Origin of the sequence: Acinetobacter septicus (assembly GCF_019355975.1) — a bacterium.
Lineage (GTDB): Bacteria > Pseudomonadota > Gammaproteobacteria > Pseudomonadales > Moraxellaceae > Acinetobacter > Acinetobacter ursingii.
This window is the reverse complement of sequence record NZ_CP079898.1, coordinates 1,859,794-1,876,927: the sequence shown is the minus strand read 5'-3', so window position 1 is coordinate 1,876,927 and position 17,134 is coordinate 1,859,794. Positions and strand designations below refer to the sequence as shown.

Below are 17,134 nucleotides of genomic sequence, written 5' to 3'. Positions count from 1 at the left end.
TCAAAAAAATGCCTCGTTGTTGAGGCATTTTTTTATGTAAATCAAATCTTTTGTCGATATGACAACGCTTCTGATAAATGTGTAATTTCAATATTAGGACTGTGTGATAAATCTGCAATAGTACGTGCAACACGTAAAATACGATGATAAGAGCGCGCCGATAAATTCATACGTTGTTGCGCAACTTCCATCATTTTTTCAGCATGCGCATCCAGTACCGCATATTGTTCTAATTCTTGGGGTGAAAGTGCAAAATTTGCTTTTTGTTGACGCTGAATTTGAGAGTCATAAGCACTCATCACACGTTTACGTACAGTCATAGAATCTTCTACAGGTACATTATTTTGCAATTCATTGGCTTGTAATGGAGGAACATCAATATGTAAATCGATTCGATCCAGCAAAGGTCCTGAAATTCGATTTTGATAACGTTGAATTGATTCAGGCGAACACTGGCAGCGACTATCCTGATTAAATGCATAGCCACATGGACATGGATTCATTGCTGCAATCAACTGAAAATTAGCAGGAAAGGTAATTTGTCGAGATGCACGTGAAATCACGATTTCTTTAGATTCAAGTGGTTGTCGTAATACTTCAAGCACTTTGCGATCAAATTCTGGTAACTCATCTAAAAATAAAACGCCTAAATGAGCCAGTGTAATTTCTCCGGGTTTAGGATGTGAGCCTCCACCTACCAATGCAATCGCAGAAGCCGTGTGATGCGGTGCTCGAAAAGGACGTAAACCAAAATGATGCTGATTATTGGCAATCGAGTAGATACTGGCGACTTCAAGATTTTCCTGTGTTGATAACGGCGGCAAAATGCTAGGTAGACGCGAAGCTAACAAAGTTTTACCAGTACCCGGTGGCCCCTTAAATAATAAAGAGTGTCCTCCAGCTGCGGCAATTTCAAGTGCACGACGTGGCCGTAATTGTCCTTTTACATCAATCAGATCATATTTATAAGCTTGAGTATGATTGTTATTTTGAGTGATATGAGCAGGAATAGGCTGTACTCCCAGAAAATGTTCACAGACCTGTTTTAAGTGGTTGGCTGAATAAAGTTGAAATTCAGAAAGCTGTTCCACCTGTTCAAGATTCGCCTTAGGAATAAAAAGCTGACGTTGCGCTTGTTGACACGCCATCGCTATGCTTAGAGCGCTGGTGACGGGTCTTAAATGCCCATCCAAAGCCAATTCTCCAATAAATTCAAATCCATCTGTACAGGCTTCAGGCAATTGTCCAGAGGCAATCAGAATCCCTAAAGCAATGGCGAGATCAAGACGGGATCCATCTTTCGGCAGATCCGCTGGTGCCAGATTAATGGTCAGGCGTTTGGTTGGAAACTGAAAACCACTGTTAATAATCGCAGAGCGTACTCGATCCTTACTTTCACGTACCGCTGCTTCTGCTAGCCCAACGATCGTGAGTGAGGGAAGCCCCTGACTTAAATGAACTTCGACCTCAATTAAAGGAGCATGTAACCCTAATACCCCGCGAGTTAAAATCTTTGCAAAAGACATTTTGATATTGTTCCATTATGGTGCTTTATTTTTAATCGTTTTCAAATGTTTATGCACTGAGTTGGTGCTTATTTTTTGTTTTGAATGATGCTCTCTAAAATATTCATTTGTTCCTGTAATTGGCTAAGGCGCTGATTGGCGTGTTGAAGTGCAATACGTTGACGGTCAATTTCTTGTTTTGAAACTAAATCCAGTTTCTCTACAGCTTCATTGAGCAAAGCTCTTAAATTATTTTCAAGGTCTTTTTTTGGTTGGTCGACTTGTTCAAGTATCGCCTGTAATAGTGTTTCAATCATGAGATATCCGCGTAAATAATATGATCCGCGTGCAGTTTACCACTGCTTTTATATTGACCCTAGTGCTCTCCGATTAATCAACCTATTTTTATAGCTAAACTGCAAAACAAAGTAGAAAAATGTTTAAATTAAAGGGAGATGCTACATCTTGTAGCGCAAATAGGTTATAAAGACAAAATCACGCTGATCATTTCTGATTCCCTCAACCTAAGAAATATTGGCATGAAAATTGAACATAAAACCTTACTGGTGAAATAAGCCGAAGGAAAACAAACATGAAGCTCGTAACTGCTATTGTAAAACCATTTAAATTGGACGATGTGCGTGAAGCACTTTCTGAAATTGGTGTTCAGGGGATTACTGTCACTGAAGTGAAAGGTTTTGGTCGTCAAAAAGGTCATACTGAACTGTATCGTGGTGCAGAGTATGTCGTTGACTTTCTTCCTAAAGTCAAAATTGAAATTGCGATTAGCGATGAAATGGTCGATGCGGTCATCGAATCAATTACACGTGTTGCTAGCACAGGAAAAATTGGTGACGGAAAAATCTTTGTGACAAATCTGGAACAAGTGATCCGTATTCGTACAGGCGAAACTGGTCCAGACGCTGTTTAAGTGTTGGCACAAAGTTTGCTGAATACGGCATAACTCACAAAATTTTAGGTTGGGGGATACAAATGAAAAAAATGCTCTTGGCACTTGGTTTATCCAGTGCGCTTTTAGGTGGTTCGGCTGCGTGGGCTGAAGAAGCTGCATCAACACCTACACCAACAGAACAAACGACCACTGTTGTGACAACAGAAGCTCCTGCTGCAACCGCCACTGTCGTTGCTCCAGCAGAACCCGTGGCTCCAGCTGCTGCGACGCCAAAACTTGATACAGGCGATACCTCTTGGATCCTGATCTCGACAGCATTGGTTTTACTCATGACCATTCCTGGCTTGGCATTGTTCTACGGCGGTATGGTGCGTAAGAAAAACGTACTAAGCACCATGATGTTCAGTCTTTCAGCTGCCATTCTTGTGAGCTTAATCTGGGTGATTGCAGGTTATTCACTGGCTTTCTCTGGAACAGGGGCTTATTTTGGTGACTTGTCCAAAGCCATGTTAAATGGTGTGGCTTTCGATGCTTTAAGCGGTACGATTCCAGAAACACTGTTTGTAATTTTCCAGATGACTTTTGCGATTATTACGGTTGCCATTATTAGTGGTTCAATCGCAGATCGTATGAAGTATTCAGCATTTATGTTGTTTATTGCAGTTTGGGTTCTGGTGGTTTATACCCCAATTACTCACTGGGTATGGGCAACGGATGGCTGGTTATTTAAAGCAGGCGCTTTAGACTTTGCTGGTGGTACGGTGGTTCATATTAACTCAGGTGTGGCCGGTTTGGTGGCTGCTTATATGCTCGGTAAGCGTATTGGCTTAGGCAAAGAATCTATGGCTCCGCACAATTTGACACTGACTGTGATCGGTGCAAGTTTGATCTGGGTAGGTTGGTTCGGCTTTAATGGTGGTAGTGCATTAGGTGCAGGCGCACGTGCAAGTATGGCAATCCTGGTGACTCAAGTTGCTGCTGCCGCTGCTGCTTTCTCATGGCTTGTGGTAGAACGAATCATTCGTGGTAAAGCCTCTGTATTAGGTGGTGCATCTGGTGCGGTTGCTGGTCTGGTTGTGATTACTCCTGCGGCTGGTTTTGTCGGTGTAGGTGGTGCGTTGATCATGGGTCTGATCGGTGGTGTAGTCTGCTTCTGGGGGATTACTGCATTGAAACGCATGTTAAAAGCGGATGATGCCTTGGATGCATTTGGTTTACATGCAGTTGGTGGTATCGTCGGTGCAATTTTAACTGGCGTATTCTATAGCGATGAAATTATTAAAGCAGCGGGTGTTACTCTTGCTCCAACCTTTGCTGGTCAGTTATGGGTACAGCTTGAAGGTGTTCTTGCGACCATCATTTATAGTGGTGTAATGACCTTTATTATTCTAAAAGTGATCGATCTAATCATTGGTATCCGTGTGTCGGCTGATGATGAACGTATGGGTCTGGATTTAAGCCAACATGGCGAACGTATCGAGTAATTAGAATTAAATTAAAAACAGCCCTCGTGGCTGTTTTTTTGTTTATAGAGAGATGATTTAGTCTTTGTCCAATCTTTGCTACACTAGCTCTAAGAATGAATTCATTTTGAGCTGCTATGCATTGTCCTTTCTGCAACGCCGCAGACAGTAAAGTCATCGATTCACGTCTTGCTGCTGAAGGCTGTCAAATTCGTCGCAGACGTGAATGTCTCCATTGTGGTGAACGCTTTACAACTTTTGAAAGTTATGAAGTGGTGATGCCTCGTGTGATTAAATCAAACGGCAAAAACGAGCCTTTTGACGAGGCTAAATTACGCCGTTCACTGATGCATGCTCTGCAAAAACGTCCTGTTACCCAAGAGCAAATTGAAACGGTTTTGAGTGATATTCAATTGCAAATCAGACGTTTGGGTGAGCGTGATGTTAAGTCTCGTAAGATTGGCGAGGTTGTGATGCAGGCATTGTTTGCACTGGATCATGTCGCGTATGTCCGTTTCGCTTCTGTCTATCAGGACTTTCAGGATGTCGAAGCATTCCGTCGTCAAATTGAACAAATGCAGCAACGTGAACACGAACATGACTAAAGTAAGTCACTTAGATCAACAAGATCATTATTGGATGGCGCAAGCATTGGCTGAGGCGAAAACTGCCTTGTATCGAACCCGTCCAAATCCTGCTGTAGGTTGCGTCATTGTCAAAGATGATCAGATCATTGGTCGTGGCGCGACGGCACCTGTTGGTGGTTCACATGCCGAAGTCTTTGCCTTACGTGAAGCGGGTGATCGTGCTGAAGGTGCAACCGCTTATGTGACCCTAGAACCTTGTGCACATTTTGGTCGAACGCCACCGTGTGCTGAAGCGCTAGTCCGTGCCAAAGTCACCCGCGTGGTGATTGCAACACTCGATCCAAATCCCTTAGTCGCTGGCAAAGGTCAAAAAATATTAAACAATGCAGGGATTACCACACAGGTGGGAGTGCTTGAGCAGGATGCCATTGAACTTAATCGTGGTTTTTTAAAAGTCATGGCGGGAGGTTTGCCCTATGTCCGCCTGAAAGTCGCTTCGAGTTTAGATGGGCGAACCGCAATGGCATCAGGTGAATCCAAATGGATTACAGGTGTAGATGCGCGTCTGGATGTACAATATTGGCGGGCACGTTCAGCTGTAGTGATCACGGGCATACAAACTGTACTTGCAGATGATTGCCAGCTCAATGTACGAGTACTTGCGGATGTCGAGGATATCTCTGCCATTGCTCAACCCAAACGTTTAATCTTGGATCGGCAGGGGCGTTTACCCTTAACGGCTAAAATTCTACATGCACCTGAAAGCTTAATGGTGATGGGGCCATTTCGTCAGGAACTTGCAGATTTAGGTGTGCTACAATTGCCTGTTCAATCCCTACGCGAACTTCTTGCGACCTTGTCCAAAGAATATCATTTGTATGATGTGATGGTGGAGGCAGGAACGACTTTAGCGACGGCATTTTTACAGGAAAAACTGGTCGATGAAATGATCAGCTATATTGCTCCCACATTATTGGGGCAATCGGCACGTGCCATGTTTAGCGCTGATTTGCACAAAATGTCAGAGCAACTTCGATTTAAGCTGTTTGATGTGACGCAAATTGGTCAGGACATCCGCTTAAGACTTATCCCGATTCAAGAGACAGTATGAATTCAGAGGCTTCGGTTTATCATAAACGCCGTCATGCGGCACGAACCACAGATGAATATCTATTTCACCAGTTGGTGCCATATTTAGGCAACAAACGCAGATTATTGCATCTGATTTTAGAAGCACTGGAAATTACGGGAACGCTGAACAGTAAAAAGAAGAATCCCCCGATTTTTGCCGATTTTTTTGCAGGCAGTGGTGTCGTATCGCGTCTGGCACGACAAAACGGTTATCGTGTGATTGCCAATGATTGGGAACCTTATAGCCATGCTTTAAATCATGCGATATTGGCCTGTGTCGATGCGCCTGCATTTAAAGAGTTAGGTGGTTATCAAAAAGCCATTGATTATTTGAATCGCTTGCCTGAAGTCAAAGGCTGGGTAACGCATAATCTGTGTCCACGTAATGATGATGTGTATGATCCGAGTCGCGACCGTTTATTTTTTAAACGTCGTAATGGCATGCGGATTGATGCGATTCGTCAGCAGATTGCGACATGGCAAGCGCAGGGTGCGATTAATGATGTAGAAATGAGTGCACTGTTGGCACCTTTACTCTATTCTGCCAGTTTTGTCAGTAATACCAGTGGTGTATTTAAAAGCTTTCATCAAGGCTGGGGTGGTAAAACCCAGACCGCATTAGAACGGATTGAATCTTTGCTTTGGCTGACCCCAAGCCGTTTTTGTGAAATTGGCGATGCTAAACGTCCTGCGGCTGAAATGTGGTGTGTCGATGCACAGCATCTCGCCAATCAAATGAGTGGTTTTGAAGTGGATGTCGCTTATCTGGATCCACCTTACAATCAACACGCCTACAGTAGTAATTACCATGTTTTGAATGCCTTAACCCTTTGGGATCAAGTGGATTTGCCGCCACCCGATACGAAGGGCTACAAGAGCGGGATTGATCGGGCATGGCGTAAAGAACGTCCAAGTCCCTATAACTCATCCAGACATGCCAAAGATGCTTATGAAAAATTACTGGCGACGATTAACGCACGTTATATTTTGACCAGCTATTCGACTGATGGGAATATCGATCCGAAAGATTTACTCACGGCCAATTTGAAACGCGGCAAAGTGACCTTATTAACACAAGATGTGCCACGTTATCGAGTCAGTAAGCAACGTCAGTCTGAACGTGCTCGGGTACTTGAGTTTATCGTGATTACCGATACACATGCCAAATCAGGACCGCCGCTGCGTCAGCTTTTAGGACAACTGTATCACTTTGCAGAATTGGGTGGGGTTGATACGTCTGGGCCAAATACCCAGCTTGCACTTTGGTAAGCAACACATTTATGCAGAATCAATATTTGGAGCAGCAGCATGTTTACAGGCATTATTGAAAGTTTAGGCAAAGTTGAAAGCCTGCAAAACGTAGGTGGTGATGTGCGCTTACGCATTCAAACTGATCTGGATATGTCCGATGTGCATTTGGGAGATTCGATTGCAACCAATGGGATCTGTCTAACTGTAATCGAGTGGGGTAGTGACTGGTATGCCGCAGATGTATCACGTGAAAGCCTTAATCGGACGACACTTGGACAATGGCGAGTCGGTCAGCCTGTCAATGTGGAAAAGGCGATGCTACCGACCACACGCTTTGGTGGGCATATTGTTAGCGGCCATGTCGATGCGGTGGGTGAAATTACATTGGTGCGCGAAGATGCCCGTTCGATTTATTATGAAGTAACAGCTCCTGTTGAAATTGCCAAATATTTGGCAGAAAAAGGTTCAATCACCGTGGATGGCATTAGCCTGACGATTAACCATTTACGGGGCAATATTTTAAGTTTGAATCTGATTCCGCATACGGCTGAACGCACTAATATTTCCACATGGAAAACTGGGGCAAAAGTAAACTTAGAAGTGGATGTGTTGGCGCGTTATATTGAGCGTCTTCTACTAGGCGATAAAGCCGCAGAGCAAGGTCAACAATCTGCTGATATTAGTATGGCTTTTTTGGCTGAAAATGGTTTCTTAAAATAAAATATTGTTGAAGATTTAAATGTGCCCAGTTTTTAAACTGGGCATTTTTATTAGTGTTTGGTGACAGTTAATGACGTTGAACCTAGCCACGATTTAAGGGTTTCTGGTATCGCGACGGAAAATGTACCATTTTGCGATTCCTGTTTCAAGAAAATGGAAAGAGAGCTGAAATCGTCGCGACTCATGTATAAATCCTGAGCAGATAAAGTCCAAGTCTCGCCTGTGGTTAACTGGGCAATCTGTGCGGAGATATTGCTAAGTATGTTCATGAATTTTTCCAGAAATGGGTCAAATGTTTAACAGTATTATAAAGTTAATCGCAACCGCGATATGACTATCATGTGACAAGGATGTGTCAGTTTGATGACAATCTGGAAAAAATAAAGAATTGAATTCAATATAGATTCTAAAAATTTGAGTTTTTTAGAATGTATTCGATTTCTTCTTGCGCTGCGGTATGCAGTTTGGCTCTAAATACGGTCACTGCCTGCTCAATCAAGCTATCTGCTTCAAGTTCCAGCCGTAAACGTAAGCTTTCTAGTTCAGACTGAATTTGATCATCTGATATTTGGTGGCGGGCGTGTGAATAATCTATCGCTACCTGCTCTGGGTTTTGATGATAACGAGCAGTCTGAGTTTCAATCTCTTGCTGGATATGACTGCGTAAAGCCATTAACTCATGAGTTTGTTGTTGAAATTTATGAGCTTCATCCGCTTGTAGTGACGCTGCATATTGGGCTTGTTGTTCTCGTTTTTCTGCAAGCGATTGTTCAAGTGCTTGCTGTTTACGAATATGCGCTTGTTCAATCAATTCTGCTTTTAAATCAGCATAGGCTTGATCAATTTTATCCAAAGAGATCTGCTGTGATTTTTGATCTTGCGTTGTCCATGTTTCAATGACCGTCTGTGGCAGTAATAAATCACAAATTCGGGCAAGATCATCCTGATAAGTTTGACGAACCGTTTCTGGCGCGTTTAACCAACGTTTTTTAAAATCCTGACCGACATTGAGTGCCACTCGCCATCTCCTTACATTTTAATGGACTTTTACAGTTTAAAGGTGCGGGGTTCGATCCCTAAGCGACGATAAAATTTAAATTTTTCTCGCCCAAGCTGTTTGGCAGCTTCATTATTTTCAATAATCTCAATAATGTGACCAAACTGCTCAATTTGTTCAAGTGCCTGATTGTTAAAATTAAACACAAACCAGTCAGATTGATCGGGTAATTGCGCGGAAATACAAACAGGTGCATGAACTTGATCAATCCCATGCGCAATAAAGCTTTGCGGATCAAATGACCACAAAGCCTCATCTAATTCATCCTGTAAAGTTTGATCTGAGCAATACCACCAAATCTTCGGATGTTTTTTCAATAACTTACGGCATAAACGGCAAGCACTGTCGACTTGCCGTTCCTGACTGGTTTCAAATAAATAAAAGCTGATATTAGCCATGCGCTTTAACGCGATTTGCCAAGAACTGGACTAAAAGTGGTACAGGGCGACCCGTTGCGCCTTTGTTTGGACCAGATAGCCAAGCCGTGCCTGCGACATCTAGATGTGCCCAACGGTAGTCTCGGGTAAAACGCTGTAGGAAGCAGGCTGCGGTAATTGCACCCCCATAAGGCCCGCCAATATTGGCGATATCAGCAAATGGTGAATCGAGTAATTCCTGATAGTCATCACTCACAGGCATACGCCAAACGCGGTCAAAGGACTGTTCGCCTGCCTGTAAGAGTTCATTCGCCAATTCATCATCAGGTGAGAATAAACCACTTAACACTTTGCCCAATGCCACCACACAAGCACCTGTTAACGTTGCTATATCAATGACCAGTGCTGGGTTAAAACGCTGAATATAGGTAAGCGTATCGCACAGCACCAAACGACCTTCGGCATCGGTATTTAAGATTTCTACAGTTTGTCCACTCATAGTCGTCACAATATCGCCCGGACGAGTTGCTTGTGCAGACGGCATATTTTCTGCCGCAGCAATCGCGCCGACCACATGAATCGGTAAACGTGCTTCGCATAAGCTTCGAATCGTACCTAATACTGACGCAGCACCACACATGTCAAATTTCATCTCATCCATGGTTTGTGCAGGTTTGATCGAAATCCCGCCTGTATCAAAGGTCACGCCTTTACCAACCAAGACCACGGGAGCCTGATCGAGTTTGGAATTGTATTCGAGAGTGATCACACGTCCCGGACGCGCAGAACCTTTGCTGACTGCAAGAAAGGCATTCATGCCCAAATCCGCCATTTGCTGTTCATCCAGTACCGTGACTTTGAGTAAATCTGGAAACTCATTGGCAAGGGCTTTGGCTTGATCTGCCAGATATTCTGGAAAACAGATATTTCCAGGACGATTACCCAAATCACGCGCAAGGGCTTGACCAGATTGTAAGGCTTCAATCAGTTGTAACTGGTCGTAATTTAAACTGCTATTGGTGCTGATCAAGTTGATGGTTTCGAGAACAAACTCATTCTTTTTCGATTTAAACTCATCAAAACCATAAGCCGCTTGTGACAGGCTTAAAGCAAAGAGATAATGCAAATCAGCAGGAAGTGCTGAAAGATCGATATGAATTTGTTTGAATTTGGTTTGTGTGGCTTTAATAATGCTCTGCGCCAGTTTCGCTATTTTTGCGGCTTTAACATCGGCAGCATCGCCTAAACCCAATAAAGTGACATTAGGAATGGTTGCTAATTTTCCGATAAGAGGCAAGCTTTCATTGAAACTGGCTTTATAATGTACGTGTTCAAATAATTTTTTTAATTCATTGATTTGATATGTTTTTTCAATGCTTTCAAGCTTATTGTTATCGACCAGAATCAGCAATGATTCAGCAGATGAGTTTTGTGGCAATGCGGAATTAATCGTATATTTCATATGCGGTCTGGATGCCTATTTAAATATGTTCATTGATGCCTACCATTGAAACACTTTCCTGACATCAGTTTCAATTGGCAAGTGTAGGATAGGTTTTATATTTTTAACATTCGGGTAAACTATGCTGTATTGCGTTTGTCCATTTTGGAAGTATTCACTTTGATTATTCGGCGTTATCTCGTCAAGCAAGTCGTGTCAACCAGTCTGGTGGTGGTCAGTATTTTGACGCTGATCGTGCTAGGCGCAAGACTGATCAAATATTTTGGTGTTGCCGCACAGGGACGTCTGGATGTCAGTGTCCTGTTCAGTATCATTGGTTATCGTTTACCTGAGTTTCTAATCTTATTACTGCCGCTCAGTTTCTTTATTGGCTTGATGCTGGTGTTTGGTCGCTTATATGTCGAACATGAAATGGCGGTACTCAATAGTAGTGGAGTCAGTAAACACAAACTTGCGCGTTTATTGCTGCCGATGACCTTGGTTTTTGTGATCGTTGAAATGATACTCATGATGTGGGTATCACCGTGGGGATTACGCCAGTTTAATGAGTTGTCATCGACTCAAGCGTTGCGAACAGGTTTCGATTTGGTACGTCCTAAGGAATTTATCTCTTCTGGACCCTATACGATTTATGCAGGTTCATTATCAGAAGATCGAAAAAACTTAAAAGATATCTTTGTTTATATTAAAGCGGAAAAAGTAGGCAAACCTGATCAATTGGTTGTAGCTAAAGAAGCGACGCGTGTCGAAATGGCTGATCAGACGGCCAGTGTCGTCGATCTGACTCAAGGACGGCGTTACGAGATTTATCCTGACACTGCCAAATATGTACAGGCCGAGTTTCAGACTTGGCGCTTTCGCATCGAAAATAATAAAGAAGCCACTTATGATTCTAATGATGTTTCGGCTTTACAGATGTCAAAACTTTGGGAAAATCGAAATGATCCTGTGATTGCCAGTCAGTTGGGATGGCGTATTTTTGCACCATTTTCAATGTTTGTTGCGTTGGCACTGGCGGTGGCTTTATCTGAAGTCACTCCGCGGCAGGGACGTTATCTGAAACTGTTTCCTGCATTGATGATTTTTGCCAGTATGATCGTGTTGCTGATTGCGGCTCAAACTCGGATTAGCCGTGGTGAATTTGGCATCTGGGTTTATCCTGCGATATTAATGACTTATTTTGTTGCTGCCTTGCTCTTTGCCAGAAAACAAAGCCTTGCACCGAAGATCAAACGTAAGATCAAACAAGTGAGATCATCATAATGTTAGCTCAAAAGATATTGTCCAGATACGTGACCAAGACGACCACATTGATGATGTTAGGAACGCTTCTGGTGCTGGTGTTCTTATTTATCTTGTTTTCTTATATTGGCGAATTAGGTTCACTCAAAGAAGGTTATGGTGCGTGGGATGCCTTTAAATATGTGATGTGGGATTCCCCCCATAATGTCATCAAGCTGATCCCGATTGCGGCTTTGATTGGTGCTGTGCTGGGCTTGGGTTCTATGGCATCTAACAGTGAATTAATCGTGATGCGCGGTTCGGGCGTCAGTCTCTGGCGAATTGTCGGTTGGGTGATGCGTCCTGCATTTTTGTTGGTCATTTTGTCATTTTGTATTAGTGAATGGGTGATTCCATATACCACTGAACAGGCAAAGGGTGTCAAAACTCAAAGCACTGTCGCTGCTTTAGGTGAAGTGCGAGGTTATTGGACCAAAGAAGGTAATCATTTTTACTATATCGATTATGCCAATTCCAAGGGCAATCTAAATGGCATTCAGGTCGCGTCTTTTGATGACGACTATCGCTTAGATACAGTCATCAAAGCGAAAACAGGTCAGTTTATTCGTGACGGTGAGTGGGTTTTAAAAAATAATCAACAGCTTAATATTTTGCCCAATGGTGATGCCAGCTTTCAGAAGATTCCAACGAAAGATTTATCTTTAGCCTTGCAGCCTAAGTTTGTACATATGGTGACACTCGATCCTGAAGAGTTGGCGCCAAGCGAGTTGGTCGGTTTTATGCGCTATATGCATGAATATAGCCAGATTCCTAAAACCTATCAGCTCGCATTTTGGAAAAAAGTCGGCTCGCCTTTTTCATTGATTGCCCTGACGCTGATTGCCTGTTCCTTTATTTTTGGACCGTTACGCCAACAATCAATGGGTTTTCGTTTGGTGATTGCCTTGTTTGTAGGCTTAAGTATTTTCTATTTACAGGACTTTTTAGGCTATGCCAGTTTGGTGTATTCGCCATCTCCAGCATGGTTTATTTTTATTCCAATTCTGTTCATGTTTGGGGCAGGCAGTTATTTGTTATATCGGGCGCGTTAATGTTCAAATGACTACCAGATCGTCTGAATCAATCATGCTAAATGAGTAAAGTGATCATCTGTGCATAGAGTCTTGGACTAAAATTCGGTAAGATAGTGCGACGAAATTGTAGACAAAAAAGAGTATCAATCATGACGGATGCAACTGCTGGCAAAATCCCTCACGTTCTTGTAATTATGGATGGTGTGGGTCATCGTGAAGCGGTCGAAGACAATGCTTTCTTGGCAGCAAAAACCCCTAATCTTACGATGATGAAACAAAAGCATCCGCATGGTTTAATTTCTGGTTCTGGTGAAGATGTCGGTTTACCTGACGGTCAAATGGGTAACTCTGAAGTCGGACATATGAATCTGGGTGCAGGTCGTGTTCTATATCAGGACTTTACCCGTATTACCAAAGAAATTCGTGATGGCGCATTTTTTGAACATGAAGTGCTGGTTGATGCGGTTGAAAAAGCCAAAGCCGCAAATGGTGCAGTGCATATTATCGGTTTGTTGTCTGAAGGCGGTGTGCATTCGCATCAGGATCATATTGTTGCCATGTGTGAGCTGGCGCTAAAACGTGGTGCTCAAGTCTATTTACATGCCTTTTTGGATGGACGTGATACGCCGCCAAAAAGTGCGCAGCCATCTTTAGAAAAACTGGATCAGGTCTTTGCGCAATATCCAGATCAAGGTCGTATAGCCACCCTGATTGGTCGTTATTTTGCAATGGATCGTGACAATCGCTGGGATCGGGTTGAGCAAGCGTATCGTTTACTCACTGAAGGTGAAGCAGTTCGCGTCGTGAATAGCGCTGTTGAAGGTTTAGAACAAGCCTATGCCGCAGGTGAGAGTGACGAGTTTGTCAAAGCCACTCGGATTGGCGAGCTTGCCAAAGTTGAAGATGGTGATAGCATCGTATTTATGAACTTCCGCGCAGACCGTGCGCGTGAGTTAACACGAGCCTTTGTTGAAAAAGATTTCGCAGGATTTGAGCGTAAAGTTGTTCCCGCATTATCTAAATTTGTGATGCTAACCCGCTATCAAGCGACGATTGATGCGCCTGTAGCGTATATGCCAGAAGATTTGAAAAACTCAATTGGGGAATACTTGTCTGATTTAGGCAAAACCCAATTGCGTATTGCTGAAACTGAAAAGTATGCCCATGTAACGTTTTTCTTTAGTGGCGGACGTGAAGATGAATATCCGGGTGAAAAACGCATTTTGATCCCATCTCCAAATGTCACGACTTATGATTTAAAACCTGAAATGAGCGCGTATGAAGTCACAGATGAATTAGTGAATGCAATTAATTCAGGTGAATATGATTTATTGGTCGTGAATTATGCCAATGGCGATATGGTGGGGCATACCGGCGTTTTTGATGCCGCGGTGAAAGCGGTGGAAGCGGTAGATCGCTGTTTAGGTCGTGTCTATGAAGCGGTCATGGCAAACCACGGTCATATGTTGATTACAGCAGATCATGGTAATGTAGAACAAATGCAGGATTACCATAGTGGTCAGGTGCATACTCAACATACGACTGAAGCAGTTCCATTTATTTATGTTGGACCAACTCAGGCTGTGATTGCTGAGGGCGGGATTTTAGCTGATGTAGCACCAACATTATTGCATTTGATGCATATTCCTGTACCTGCTGATATGCAGGGACGCAACTTATTGACCCTGACCCACGAATAAAAGGTGACTGAATGGCGCAACACATGAAATTGGGTGCAATCTTTGCAGGCATTTTAATGTGTTGCAGCGCGATTTCAACATCATTTGCAGCACCGATCGAGGCAGCAAGTGGACTGGACTTTGATGAAGATACCGAACAGCATTATGTTGAGATTCCAGTCGATTCTATTCAACAATTTGTTCAGATTTATGGCATCGTCAAAGATAACTATGTCGATGTCAAACCTGATGAGGTTTTATTTCAGCAAGCAATAAAAGGCTTAGTAGGTGGGCTGGATCGTTATTCACGCTATTTGTCTGCGGAAGATTATAAACAATTGATGCAATATACCGAAGGCGATTTGGCATCGGTTGATTTTGCGCTTGTATTTGAACAACACACCAAACAATGGCAGATTCGGGATCTAAAAGAAGGCTCAGATTCTTATAAATTAGGTTTAAGAAATGGTCAAAAAGTGATTAAGATTGATGACCAAATCATTCAAAATCTTAATCATGAACAAGTGTATGCACTTTTATATGGATCAATTGGTTCGACCTTACAAATTCAAACTTCATTGATGAATACGCCTCAAACCTTGGTGCGTAATAAAAAAATGGAAGCTGATATTCAGCCAGTGCTCTTACATAATCAGGTTTTGGTTTTAAAAGTTAAAGTTTTTCAGCAAGATACTGCGAATGAAATTAAACGATTATTAGAAGAATACGATATATCCAAACTGAAAGCAGTACTGATCGATTTGCGTAATAATCCTGGTGGTTTGCTTTCAGCAGCCGTTGAAACTGCCGATTTATTTTTAAATCAGGGAGTTATTGTTTCGACCAAAAGTCGTTCGGAAGGCAATCAACAATTTCAGGCGCTACCCAGCAGTGAATTTCAAAAAGTAAAATTAGGAATCCTCATTAATCATCGTTCGGCTTCTGCGGCTGAAGTATTTACTGCTGCCATGAAAGACCATAAACGTGCTTGGGTGATTGGCGAAAAGAGCTATGGTAAAGGTGTTGTGCAAAAACTGTTCCCATTGCCAGATGGTGCAGCTTTACAGATGACGGTGTCGCATTATTACACGCCAAATGGCTCAATGATTGATGGTAAAGGCATACAGCCGAATATTCTGTATCCTTTACCAAATGAAATGCGTGATGAAAATTATCTGGATAATGTCGCTGAGGTTTTGCTCAAGCAAAAATAATCATCAACAAAAATAATTTAAATCTCTTCAGTATCTAACCCAAATTTTTTCAGGCGATAGCGCAAAGATCGAAAAGTCATGCCTAGTTTTTTGGCCGCCAAAGTACGATTCCAATGCGTCAAATTGAGTGCATTTAAGAGAATCTCTTTTTCAACGTTTTCTAAATATTGTTCTAGCCCTTCATGTGGCAGTTTGTTGCCTGCCAATGTCGTAGGCACTGAGTGATTTGAATTTGCGCTAGAAAGATAATCAGAATGATGTTGAATCGGTGCCATTGCTTGGCTATAACGAAAAGGCGCGGTTTGTAAGTGAGGTAAATCAATTTGATGGTCATCACTTAAAGTAATGGCGCGTTCCATCATATTACGTAATTCACGAACATTACCGGGGAAATATTGTTCTAATAAAAAAGCCTGAGCGCGTTCAGACAGAATCTTGACTGGAATTTCCCATTCAGCGCATACTTTTTGAATAAAATGATGGGCGAGGAGTAAAATGTCCTGTCCACGTTCACGTAATGGAGGAAGCTCAAGATCCATCACATGAATGCGAAAAAATAAATCCTGACGGAATTTGCCTTGTTGTACCAATGTTTCAAGATCCTGATGACTGGCACTAATGACGCGAAAATCCACATCAATTTCGTGTTCAGAACCCACTGGACGAACTTTTTTCTCTTGTACAGCCCGTAACAGTTTAACTTGCATATTCAAAGGTAATTCGGCGATTTCATCCAGAAATAAACTACCGCCATGTGCCGATAAGATTAGGCCTTGCTTGTCTTGAGTTGCGCCGCTAAAACTTCCTTTTTTGTGACCAAATAGCTCACTCTCTAAAAGTTCACTGGGAATTGCGCCACAGTTAATGGCAATAAATGGGCCTTCGCTGCGATTACTTAAACGGTGTACCAGATTGGCGATCACTTCCTTGCCTGTGCCAGATTCTCCTGTGACAAAGACGGGTGCTTGTGAGCGTGCAATTTTCTTAAGAGTAGTGCGTAGTTGCTGGATCGGTGCAGAACGGCCAATGAGCAGTCTGTTTTCCAGACTATCTTCATCATTGATGATCTGTTTTTGTGGTCGATTAAAAGCTTTTTGTAATAATTGTTCTAAATGGATTTGGTTGACAGGCTTACTGACAAAATCAAAAGCACCTGCTTTAAGTGCTGCAATTGCAATATCCATGTTGCCATAGGCGGTTAACACCGCGATCGGCAAGTGACTCCAGTGCTGTGTAACATAATGCACCAGATCTAGCCCATTGCCATCAGGCAGATTCAAATCAGTCAAACAGGCATCATAATTATTGTTTTGCAGAAGTTCTTTCGCCTGCGCAATACGATAAGCACAATGTGTTGCTATCCCCATACGTGCCAGCGTCATTTGCATTAACGCACAGAGATCTTCTTCATCATCAACCAGTAAAACCAGCGGTTGTTTATTCACCATAACCCCATGAAA

Annotated in this window: 17 protein-coding genes; 10 read left to right on the top strand and 7 right to left on the bottom strand. The window is 42.7% G+C overall.

The annotated features are described in order from the left end of the window. Window positions 1-41: 41 nt before the first annotated feature. On the bottom strand, window positions 42-1,526 hold the full coding sequence (locus tag I6L31_RS09070; RefSeq protein ID WP_005001768.1) for a YifB family Mg chelatase-like AAA ATPase: 1,485 nt from the start codon (window positions 1,524-1,526) through the stop codon (window positions 42-44). 68 nt (window positions 1,527-1,594) lie between these two features. Further along, a complete protein-coding gene (locus I6L31_RS09065) occupies window positions 1,595-1,822 on the bottom strand; it encodes an accessory factor UbiK family protein (protein WP_005001770.1) in 228 nt (75 codons plus the stop codon). 275 nt (window positions 1,823-2,097) lie between these two features. Here I6L31_RS09065 and glnK point away from each other — a divergent pair, with 275 nt between their 5' ends. From glnK to I6L31_RS09035, 6 genes are all read left to right on the top strand, one after another. Next, window positions 2,098-2,436 carry a P-II family nitrogen regulator gene (gene glnK, locus I6L31_RS09060; RefSeq protein ID WP_004656379.1) on the top strand — a complete coding sequence of 113 codons (339 nt, stop codon included), beginning with the start codon at window positions 2,098-2,100 and terminating at the stop codon, window positions 2,434-2,436. 62 nt (window positions 2,437-2,498) lie between these two features. Continuing rightward, window positions 2,499-3,902: an ammonium transporter gene (locus I6L31_RS09055; RefSeq protein ID WP_005001773.1), complete on the top strand. Its 1,404-nt coding sequence runs from the start codon at window positions 2,499-2,501 to the stop codon at window positions 3,900-3,902. A 116-nt stretch (window positions 3,903-4,018) separates the two neighbouring features. Then, complete coding sequence (gene nrdR / locus I6L31_RS09050) at window positions 4,019-4,486, top strand: transcriptional regulator NrdR (RefSeq protein WP_005001774.1); 468 nt, start codon at window positions 4,019-4,021, stop codon at window positions 4,484-4,486. Beyond that, window positions 4,479-5,579, top strand: coding sequence for a bifunctional diaminohydroxyphosphoribosylaminopyrimidine deaminase/5-amino-6-(5-phosphoribosylamino)uracil reductase RibD (ribD, locus tag I6L31_RS09045; protein WP_010588816.1), 1,101 nt, complete (start codon window positions 4,479-4,481; stop codon window positions 5,577-5,579). The genes nrdR and ribD overlap by 8 nt, the downstream gene beginning before the upstream one ends. Further along, window positions 5,576-6,868: a DNA adenine methylase gene (locus I6L31_RS09040; RefSeq protein ID WP_005001778.1), complete on the top strand. Its 1,293-nt coding sequence runs from the start codon at window positions 5,576-5,578 to the stop codon at window positions 6,866-6,868. Before ribD ends, I6L31_RS09040 begins: the two co-directional genes overlap by 4 nt. 39 nt (window positions 6,869-6,907) lie before the next feature. Next, window positions 6,908-7,570, top strand: coding sequence for a riboflavin synthase (locus tag I6L31_RS09035; protein ID WP_005001779.1), 663 nt, complete (start codon window positions 6,908-6,910; stop codon window positions 7,568-7,570). A gap of 50 nt (window positions 7,571-7,620) precedes the next feature. Here the strand turns inward: I6L31_RS09035 and I6L31_RS09030 are convergent, their stop codons facing one another. The 4 genes from I6L31_RS09030 to I6L31_RS09015 all read right to left on the bottom strand — a co-directional run bounded on the left by I6L31_RS09030 (window position 7,621) and on the right by I6L31_RS09015 (window position 10,466). After that, window positions 7,621-7,839: a hypothetical protein gene (locus tag I6L31_RS09030; protein ID WP_004995372.1), complete on the bottom strand. Its 219-nt coding sequence runs from the start codon at window positions 7,837-7,839 to the stop codon at window positions 7,621-7,623. Window positions 7,840-7,976: 137 nt separating this feature from the next. Next, window positions 7,977-8,588 (bottom strand): cell division protein BlhA, encoded by a 612-nt coding sequence (blhA, locus tag I6L31_RS09025; RefSeq protein WP_005001781.1) that lies wholly within the window; start codon window positions 8,586-8,588, stop codon window positions 7,977-7,979. A gap of 29 nt (window positions 8,589-8,617) precedes the next feature. Next, window positions 8,618-9,025: a DNA polymerase III subunit chi gene (locus tag I6L31_RS09020; RefSeq protein ID WP_005001784.1), complete on the bottom strand. Its 408-nt coding sequence runs from the start codon at window positions 9,023-9,025 to the stop codon at window positions 8,618-8,620. Continuing rightward, on the bottom strand, window positions 9,018-10,466 hold the full coding sequence (locus I6L31_RS09015; protein ID WP_005001786.1) for a leucyl aminopeptidase: 1,449 nt from the start codon (window positions 10,464-10,466) through the stop codon (window positions 9,018-9,020). The genes I6L31_RS09020 and I6L31_RS09015 overlap by 8 nt, the downstream gene beginning before the upstream one ends. A 159-nt stretch (window positions 10,467-10,625) precedes the next feature. Here I6L31_RS09015 and lptF point away from each other — a divergent pair, with 159 nt between their 5' ends. The 4 genes from lptF to I6L31_RS08995 all read left to right on the top strand — a co-directional run bounded on the left by lptF (window position 10,626) and on the right by I6L31_RS08995 (window position 15,674). Continuing rightward, a complete protein-coding gene (gene lptF / locus I6L31_RS09010) occupies window positions 10,626-11,729 on the top strand; it encodes an LPS export ABC transporter permease LptF (protein ID WP_005001788.1) in 1,104 nt (367 codons plus the stop codon). Beyond that, on the top strand, window positions 11,729-12,799 hold the full coding sequence (gene lptG, locus I6L31_RS09005; RefSeq protein WP_005001792.1) for an LPS export ABC transporter permease LptG: 1,071 nt from the start codon (window positions 11,729-11,731) through the stop codon (window positions 12,797-12,799). The genes lptF and lptG overlap by 1 nt, the downstream gene beginning before the upstream one ends. A 131-nt stretch (window positions 12,800-12,930) precedes the next feature. Continuing rightward, window positions 12,931-14,481: a 2,3-bisphosphoglycerate-independent phosphoglycerate mutase gene (gpmI, locus tag I6L31_RS09000; protein ID WP_005001794.1), complete on the top strand. Its 1,551-nt coding sequence runs from the start codon at window positions 12,931-12,933 to the stop codon at window positions 14,479-14,481. 11 nt (window positions 14,482-14,492) lie between these two features. Beyond that, window positions 14,493-15,674, top strand: coding sequence for a S41 family peptidase (locus I6L31_RS08995; RefSeq protein ID WP_005001795.1), 1,182 nt, complete (start codon window positions 14,493-14,495; stop codon window positions 15,672-15,674). A gap of 17 nt (window positions 15,675-15,691) precedes the next feature. On the opposite strand, the gene I6L31_RS08990 is transcribed toward I6L31_RS08995, so the two are convergent. Then, on the bottom strand, window positions 15,692-17,122 hold the full coding sequence (locus tag I6L31_RS08990) for a sigma-54-dependent transcriptional regulator (RefSeq protein WP_005001796.1): 1,431 nt from the start codon (window positions 17,120-17,122) through the stop codon (window positions 15,692-15,694). Between the last annotated feature and the right edge of the window lie 12 nt (window positions 17,123-17,134).

Bases quoted from the DNA above. Each gene is read 5' to 3' on its own strand.
- I6L31_RS09070 (WP_005001768.1), bottom strand. From the start codon at position 1,526: ATGTCTTTTGCAAAGATTTTAACTCGCGGGGTATTAGGGTTACATGCT.
- I6L31_RS09065 (WP_005001770.1), bottom strand. From the start codon at position 1,822: ATGATTGAAACACTATTACAGGCGATACTTGAACAAGTCGACCAACCA.
- glnK (WP_004656379.1), top strand. From the start codon at position 2,098: ATGAAGCTCGTAACTGCTATTGTAAAACCATTTAAATTGGACGATGTG.
- I6L31_RS09055 (WP_005001773.1), top strand. From the start codon at position 2,499: ATGAAAAAAATGCTCTTGGCACTTGGTTTATCCAGTGCGCTTTTAGGT.
- nrdR (WP_005001774.1), top strand. From the start codon at position 4,019: ATGCATTGTCCTTTCTGCAACGCCGCAGACAGTAAAGTCATCGATTCA.
- ribD (WP_010588816.1), top strand. From the start codon at position 4,479: ATGACTAAAGTAAGTCACTTAGATCAACAAGATCATTATTGGATGGCG.
- I6L31_RS09040 (WP_005001778.1), top strand. From the start codon at position 5,576: ATGAATTCAGAGGCTTCGGTTTATCATAAACGCCGTCATGCGGCACGA.
- I6L31_RS09035 (WP_005001779.1), top strand. From the start codon at position 6,908: ATGTTTACAGGCATTATTGAAAGTTTAGGCAAAGTTGAAAGCCTGCAA.
- I6L31_RS09030 (WP_004995372.1), bottom strand. From the start codon at position 7,839: ATGAACATACTTAGCAATATCTCCGCACAGATTGCCCAGTTAACCACA.
- I6L31_RS09020 (WP_005001784.1), bottom strand. From the start codon at position 9,025: ATGGCTAATATCAGCTTTTATTTATTTGAAACCAGTCAGGAACGGCAA.
- I6L31_RS09015 (WP_005001786.1), bottom strand. From the start codon at position 10,466: ATGAAATATACGATTAATTCCGCATTGCCACAAAACTCATCTGCTGAA.
- lptG (WP_005001792.1), top strand. From the start codon at position 11,729: ATGTTAGCTCAAAAGATATTGTCCAGATACGTGACCAAGACGACCACA.
- gpmI (WP_005001794.1), top strand. From the start codon at position 12,931: ATGACGGATGCAACTGCTGGCAAAATCCCTCACGTTCTTGTAATTATG.
- I6L31_RS08995 (WP_005001795.1), top strand. From the start codon at position 14,493: ATGGCGCAACACATGAAATTGGGTGCAATCTTTGCAGGCATTTTAATG.
- I6L31_RS08990 (WP_005001796.1), bottom strand. From the start codon at position 17,122: ATGGTGAATAAACAACCGCTGGTTTTACTGGTTGATGATGAAGAAGAT.